The sequence below is a fragment of the Pseudomonas sp. CAM1A genome, assembly GCF_047501685.1.
Classification (GTDB): Bacteria; Pseudomonadota; Gammaproteobacteria; order Pseudomonadales; family Pseudomonadaceae; genus Aquipseudomonas.
In genome coordinates this window covers 227,391-233,872 of sequence record NZ_JBFNXP010000006.1, presented here as the reverse complement: position 1 = coordinate 233,872, position 6,482 = coordinate 227,391, and the positions used below count along the sequence as shown (strand labels likewise).

General features: G+C 63.0%; 6 protein-coding genes and 1 rRNA gene. 3 read left to right on the top strand and 4 right to left on the bottom strand.

Annotated features, from left to right (window positions below; genetic code table 11):
- Positions 1-94, top strand: a 5S ribosomal RNA gene (gene rrf / locus ABZO33_RS16655); the annotation flags it as partial.
- A 218-nt stretch (positions 95-312) separates the two neighbouring features.
- Positions 313-2,202: a propionyl-CoA synthetase gene (locus tag ABZO33_RS16650; RefSeq protein WP_414536920.1), complete on the top strand. Its 1,890-nt coding sequence runs from the start codon at positions 313-315 to the stop codon at positions 2,200-2,202.
- 47 nt (positions 2,203-2,249) lie between these two features.
- On the opposite strand, the gene ABZO33_RS16645 is transcribed toward ABZO33_RS16650, so the two are convergent.
- Positions 2,250-4,190 carry a methyl-accepting chemotaxis protein gene (locus tag ABZO33_RS16645; protein WP_414536919.1) on the bottom strand — a complete coding sequence of 647 codons (1,941 nt, stop codon included), beginning with the start codon at positions 4,188-4,190 and terminating at the stop codon, positions 2,250-2,252.
- Between the two features lie 610 nt (positions 4,191-4,800).
- On the opposite strand from ABZO33_RS16645, the gene ABZO33_RS16640 reads away from it, so the two are divergent.
- Positions 4,801-5,088, top strand: a complete 288-nt coding sequence (locus ABZO33_RS16640) for a hypothetical protein (protein ID WP_414536918.1) — start codon at positions 4,801-4,803, stop codon at positions 5,086-5,088.
- An 18-nt stretch (positions 5,089-5,106) separates the two neighbouring features.
- Here ABZO33_RS16640 and ABZO33_RS16635 read toward each other — a convergent pair whose 3' ends face one another.
- From ABZO33_RS16635 to ABZO33_RS16625, 3 genes are all read right to left on the bottom strand, one after another.
- Positions 5,107-5,409 (bottom strand): Txe/YoeB family addiction module toxin, encoded by a 303-nt coding sequence (locus tag ABZO33_RS16635; RefSeq protein ID WP_414536917.1) that lies wholly within the window; start codon positions 5,407-5,409, stop codon positions 5,107-5,109.
- Positions 5,375-5,659 (bottom strand): type II toxin-antitoxin system Phd/YefM family antitoxin, encoded by a 285-nt coding sequence (locus tag ABZO33_RS16630; protein WP_414536916.1) that lies wholly within the window; start codon positions 5,657-5,659, stop codon positions 5,375-5,377. Before ABZO33_RS16630 ends, ABZO33_RS16635 begins: the two co-directional genes overlap by 35 nt.
- Before the next feature lie 198 nt (positions 5,660-5,857).
- On the bottom strand, positions 5,858-6,307 hold the full coding sequence (locus ABZO33_RS16625; protein WP_414536915.1) for an N-acetyltransferase family protein: 450 nt from the start codon (positions 6,305-6,307) through the stop codon (positions 5,858-5,860).
- Positions 6,308-6,482: the final 175 nt, after the last annotated feature.

The window sequence follows — 6,482 nt, the reverse complement described above, 5'->3', positions numbered from 1 at the left end:
AACCACCTGATCCCATCCCGAACTCAGCAGTGAAACGATGCATCGCCGATGGTAGTGTGGGGTTTCCCCATGTGAGAGTAGGTCATCGTCAAGATTCATTTCGCAAAACCCCTATCTGCGCGAGCAGGTAGGGGTTTTGTCTTTGTGCCTGGAAAAAGCCGGAGCGTTAACGCCGACAAACCGGCCATTGCAAACGCTCAGGTACGGCAAATGTGCATATGGGTTGCGACTTAAGTCCGATGGCGGCTGGCCGGCCTCGGTCCATACTCAAGATTCGCCCTTCTATAACAACAAGTACCGGGTTGCGAACCAATGACCTATCAGCACAGCTACGCCCATTCCATTTCCGAGCCCGCCAGCTTCTGGCAGGCCCAGGCCGAACAGCTCGCCTGGCAGCGCAAGCCGACCGTCACCTTGCAGCAGAACGCCGATGGTACCCATCGTTGGTTCGCCGATGGCCGCCTCAACAGTTGCTACCTGGCCCTTGACCATCAGATCGAGCAGGGGCGCGGTGAACAACTGGCGCTGATCTACGACTCGCCAGTGACTGGCGTGCAACAGACGTTCACCTATCACCAGCTGCGTGATCAAGTGGCCCGCTTGGCGGGGCTGTTGCGTTCGTTGGGTGTGCGCAAGGGCGACGGCGTGATCATTTACATGCCGATGGTGCCCCAGGCCGCCATGGCCATGCTCGCCTGCGCCCGCATTGGCGCGGTGCATTCCGTAGTGTTCGGCGGCTTTGCCGCAAACGAGCTGGCCCTGCGCATCGACGATGCCCGGCCGGCCCTGCTGCTGACGGCTTCCTGCGGCCTGGAGTTCGACCGCGTGATCGAATACAAGCCGCTGGTCGATCGCGCCCTGCAGTTGGCCCGCCACCAACCACGGCAAGTGCTGGTGTTGCAGCGCCCGCAGGCGAGCGCGCAGCTGCAGCCCGGGCGTGATCTGGACTGGCAGCAGGCCTTGCTCGGGGCCACGCCGGTCGCCCCTGTCGAACTGGACGCGGGCGATCCGCTGTACATCATGTACACCTCCGGCACCACCGGCAAACCCAAGGGTATCGTCCGTGAAAACGGCGGCAACGCAGTGGCGTTGTGTTATGCCATGCGTCATGTCTACGGCATGCGGGCAGGGGATGTGTGGTGGGGGATCTCCGACGTTGGCTGGGTGGTGGGCCACTCGCTGATCGTCTACGGGCCACTGATGAGCGGGTGCACCACGGTGTTCTACGAGGGTAAGCCGATCCGCACCCCGGACGCTTCGGCTTACTGGCGAGTGGTGGAGCAGTACCAGGTCAACGGCTTGTTCTGCGCGCCCACCGCCATGCGCGCGATCCGTAAGGAAGACCCGGAAGGCGCGCTGATCCGCCGTCACAATCTCGATTCGTTGCGCCAACTGTTCCTGGCCGGGGAGAAACTCGACTCCAGCACCCATGAATGGCTCGAGCGGGTCAGCGGCAAGCCGGTGCATGACCATTGGTGGCAGACCGAGACCGGCTGGCCGGTGACCGCGCCCTGTGTCGGGCTCGAAGGCAGCGCGGCGCGGCCGGGCTCGAGCAACCGGGCGGTGCCGGGGTACCACGTGCAGGTGCTGGATGACGAAGGCAAGCCGTTGGGGCCCAATCAGCAGGGCGCCATCGTGATCGGCCTGCCATTGCCGCCGGGTTGCAGCCAGACGCTCTGGGGCGATCACCAACGCTACCTGCAGGCCTACCTGCAGAGCTACCCCGGTTACTACCACACCGGCGACGGCGGCTACCTGGACGAAGACGGCTTCGTCTACATCATGGGGCGCACCGATGACGTGATCAATGTCTCGGGGCATCGCTTGTCGACCGGGGAAATGGAGGACCTGGTGGCGCGTCATCCGGCGGTGGCCGAGTGCGCGGTGATTGGTGTGCACGACGAGATCAAGGGCCAGGTGCCATTGGCGCTGGTGGTGCTCAAGGATGGGCAGGGCATTGGCGAGGCGCAACTGCAGGGCGAATTGGTGGCGGATGTGCGCGAACAGATCGGCGCACTGGCCTGCTTCAATCGCGTACGCCTGGTCAAGCGCCTGCCCAAGACCCGCTCTGGCAAGATCCTGCGGGCGGTGCTGCGCAAGATCGCCGATGGCCAGGACTACACGGCGCCATCGACGCTGGATGATCCGGCAGTGCTAGGGGAGATCGAAGGCGTGTTGGCCGATTTGCCCAGGGCGGGCTGACGTCATCGCGGCGAAGGGGCCGCTTTGCGGCCCCAGCTTTTGGATGCCTATGACTTGAAGCGCCCCACCAACCCGTTCAGCTCATCCGACAGCTGTGCCAGCCTGCCAGAGTCGGCTTGCGCAGAACTGGCCAGCCCCTCGACCAGTCGCGCCTCGTCGTAGATCTGCTGGATGTGCCGGTTGATCTCCTCGGCCACGCTGTGCTGCTCCTCGGCGGCGGCGGAGATCTGCAGGTTCTGGTCGCGGATCTCGTTCACCGAGAGCTGGATGCCCTCGAAACTGTCCCGCGCGCTTTCGATTGACGACACGCTGGCCCGCGACAGGTCCAGGCAGCTTTCCATCTTCTGCGAGACCTCCTGGGTCTTGCCGCCGAGGGCGTTGAGCAGCTGGTCGATCTCGCCAGTGGAGTCGGCGGTGCGCTTGGCCAGCGCCCGCACTTCATCGGCCACCACGGCGAAGCCGCGGCCCTGGTCGCCGGCCCGGGCCGCCTCGATGGCGGCGTTCAGTGCCAGCAGGTTGGTCTGCTCGGCGATGGCGCGGATGGTGCCGAGGATCTGGTTGATGCTGCGGCTGCCTTCTTCCAGCTCGACCATGGCCTGGGATGACTCGCTCAGGCGTCGGCCCAGGCGATTGACGTTGTCGGTGGTCGCCTCGATCTGCTGCTTGCCCTCGGCCACCCGACGGTGGCCGTGCTCGGCGGCGTCGGCGGCGCTGCTGCACGAACGCGCCACTTCGTTGGCGGTGGCGACCATCTCGTTGAAGGCAGTGGACACCAGCTCCACCGCCTCGCGCTGACGCCCGGCGGCCTCGTTCATGTTGCCGGCCATCTCGCTGTTGCTGCGCGAGGCGTCGTGCAGGTTGGTCGAGGCCGCGCCGATGCGCTGGATCAGCTGGCGGATGGCGGCGAGGAACTTGTTGAACCAGCCGGCCAACTCGGCGGTTTCGTCCTTGCCCTGCACCTGCAGGTCGCGGCGCAGGTCGCCTTCACCTTCGGCGATCGACTGCAGGCCGATGCTGACCTGGCCGATCGGCTTGACGATCACCCGCGAGAACGCCGCCGCCACCAGGGCGAAGACCAGGGCCAGCACCACCACGATCAGCGCGGTGACATAGGTCATGCGCGTGGCCGCAGCCATCACTTCGTCGTACTCGATCAGGCCGACGAAGCGCCAGCCCAGGCCTGGCGAGGTCCACACGTTGGCCATGTAGCGCACGCCGTCTATCACCACCTCGGTGGAGCCTTGCTCGGTAGCGGCCAATGCCGCGTACGGCGCGCCGAGGTCCTTGAGCTGCTTGAAACCGTGCCCGGCATTGCGCGGGTCGACCAGCACGGTGCCGTCCTCGATCAGCATCACGTAGCCGCTGTCGCCCAGCTTGATGCTCTTGACCAGCTCGGTGAGGTTCTTCAGCGACACGCTGACCACGAACACGCCCTTGGCCTTGCCAGCCTCGTCGAGCAGCGCCCGGGCGGTGCCGACCAGGGCCACGTCGTCCTTGTCGTAGTAGTAGGCGGCGGTGCGCACGGTCTTGCCCGGGCTGGCCATGGCGGCCTTGTACCAGGGGCGGGTGCGCGGGTCGTACTTGGCCAGCTGTGGGTCATCCGGCCATTTGGCGTAGCTGCCGTCTTCCAGGCCGATTGAAAGGATCGCCGCCGCCGGGTGAGTGGTGCCGTAGCGGGCGAAGGCGTCGATGACCCGTTGCGCAGCCTCGGGCATCGGCTGGCGGGCGGCATCGGCGCCGGTGTAGTCCTTGAGCGAGGTGACCGAGGTGTATACAGGATCCTTGGCCATTTGATCGACGTTCTGCAGCGTGCCATCGAAGAACTGGCGCATGTTGCCGTCGATCTGGCGGATTTCCCGGGTGCTTCCGTCGAGGAATTGGTCGACCGCCTCGCTGCGGGTGTTCAGCACCGAGATCCCGCCGACCAGGGCCACCGGGATGAAGGCCACCAGTACGAAGGCCAGGATCAGTTTGTTTTTTATTTTCATCGTGACGCCCATCCGTGAGAGTGAAGGGTGTACATGGCCGCTTCGATGGAGGGGTGGCCACTTGCTACCTTTTCTGTTTCGGCGGGCGGAATATAAACCTTTAGTAGATATTTCGTGTACAGGAAAATAAGAAATTGTCCTGACTTGCAGGGCAGGTTGCAGGGTGTGGCGTGGGAGCGGGCTTGCCCCGCGATGAGGCCTGAACAGTTGTTTCCAGCGGATTACTCAGACTTTCCCTATTTGATGTAGGACGTTTCCCAAGCATGCTTTTGCGGCCTTTCAGCTATTGTTCTGGCCAGTCGCATTCCTTAGTCTCGCCCTGTCGTTGCCCATTCAACGACAGGGTGTGCAAGCCCGTTCAGGTACAACGCGAAAGCGCTTATAGGCCTTGCCGGCAGTCTGCGGTTCAGGGTCTTCAATGGCGGCTATGCGTGGGAGGCTCTTGGGCCTGCCGAGTTCCTGTACCCTCGGTCTTGCACACCTGCGTATAGCTGCCACCTATTCGAGTGCAAGCGGATTCAGGCAGTTTTCCCATGACGGTACAGGAGTGCTGAACCATGCTGAAAATCGTGCCCGATCCACCCCGCGTTTTGCCCGGGGAGGTTCGCCCATGACCCTCGATACGACCCCTCGAACCTCCCGCCCCACCACGGCCCACGCCCATTTCGGCACGTGCCACGACGCCCATCCACCGATGTTCTCGGTGCATGCCGGCATTGATGGCGAGGATGCGCTGGTGTGCGCGGTAGCGGCGTTGCAGGCAGCCTACGAAACCAACGCAATGGCCCTCGAAAAAGCCAGCGAACCACTGCGCAGTCTGCTGGTGGCGACGGAGAACTCCCTGGAGAAAGGGCTGGCCTTGGCGTCGACTGTGCTGGATGGGATAGAGCGAGGCTGAACAGACGTTGCAGGGCTGCTAGTAGTTAAACCTGCAGGCCAGCACAGTCAGTGCACCAGTTTCGTAGTAGTAGACGAAGCGATGCTCCTTGTTGATCCGCCGCGACCAGTAACCGGTCAGGTCGCCTTTCAATGGCTCGGGTTTACCCGTGCCCTTGAAGGGCGAGCGGCAGCACTCGTCGATCAGGGACAGCACCCTGCCGAGGACCTTGGCGTCGGCCGACTGCCAGTACACGAAGTCCTCCCAGCCGATTGGCGTGAAGGACACCTTGATGGCGTTGCGGGCCTCAGCCTTGTTCTGCCGTTTCTGCTTCTGCGTCATGCAACGGAATGTCCTTGCTGAAGGTATTTCCAGCCTTGTGCTGAGCAATGGACTGGCGCAGCCGAGACGCATTGTTTTCGCTGCCCAGCAGGTACATGGTTTCGGCCATGGCGTTGTAGTCGTCCAAAGAAAGCAGGACTACCGGCTCGCCACGTTGCCGGGTAATGACCGTCGGCTCATGGTCGCGACAGACATCATCCATCGCCTGTTTCAGGCTGGCGCGGGCCTGGCTGAAAGTGAGTACGTTCATTGGCTGTTCCTTTCTGAACACATCATGTACCACGGGCGTGCAAGGCTTGATGCAGGACCTGGCCGAGGCTTGCGTAGGGCATTTTTGACTGATACCTGACCAAGGATGCTCGACCCGGGAGTTGCCTGAGAATGTACAGAACGTTGTACGTATACGCCAAGCCCGCTTATCCGATGGCGCACGGCCGGCGTGCAGGCCTCAGTGATCGAGCATCTTGTGATAGGTCACGAAGTCCTGCTCGGCCTCATACCCCAGCGACTCATACAGCGCCTGGGCGGCGCGGTTGGTCCTGGCGGTGTCCAGGCTCAACCGCTGCGCGCCCTCGGCCTGGAAGATCCCGATCAGTTGCTGCATCAGGTAACGGGCATGTCCGCCCCTGCGGGCGCGGGGGACGACGAACAGGTCATACAGCCAGTAGAAGCGCTTCATCGCCAGCGAGCAGGTGGCCGGGTACAGCTGGGCAAAGGCGATGGCCTGACCCTCGTCGTCCAGCAGCAGGTAGATGCGCGAGTTACCGGTTTCGAGGTTGGCCTTGAGGAATGCGCGGGAAGCGGGGAGGTCATCCGCCTCCTGGTAGAACATCCGGTACTGGTTGAAGAGGTCCGCGGCGGCGTCCAGGTGGTGCAGATCACAGGCAATGACGTTCATGTCGGGGCTCGCAGGAAGGTATATACAGGGGCGTGAAGAAAGGATCTGTTGCAAATCCCACGGCCAGTAGCCGGTGGCGCGGACTACGCTTTGCACTGTGGCGTGGGCAGGGGCTCCCGATAGTCGCAAGCAATTTGAGGTGGTCGCTCCGAGCACGTAGCATCAATCCATCAGC

Bases quoted from the DNA above. Each gene is read 5' to 3' on its own strand.
- ABZO33_RS16645 (WP_414536919.1), bottom strand. From the start codon at position 4,190: ATGAAAATAAAAAACAAACTGATCCTGGCCTTCGTACTGGTGGCCTTC.
- ABZO33_RS16625 (WP_414536915.1), bottom strand. From the start codon at position 6,307: ATGAACGTCATTGCCTGTGATCTGCACCACCTGGACGCCGCCGCGGAC.
- ABZO33_RS16630 (WP_414536916.1), bottom strand. From the start codon at position 5,659: ATGAACGTACTCACTTTCAGCCAGGCCCGCGCCAGCCTGAAACAGGCG.
- ABZO33_RS16640 (WP_414536918.1), top strand. From the start codon at position 4,801: ATGACCCTCGATACGACCCCTCGAACCTCCCGCCCCACCACGGCCCAC.
- ABZO33_RS16635 (WP_414536917.1), bottom strand. From the start codon at position 5,409: ATGACGCAGAAGCAGAAACGGCAGAACAAGGCTGAGGCCCGCAACGCC.
- ABZO33_RS16650 (WP_414536920.1), top strand. From the start codon at position 313: ATGACCTATCAGCACAGCTACGCCCATTCCATTTCCGAGCCCGCCAGC.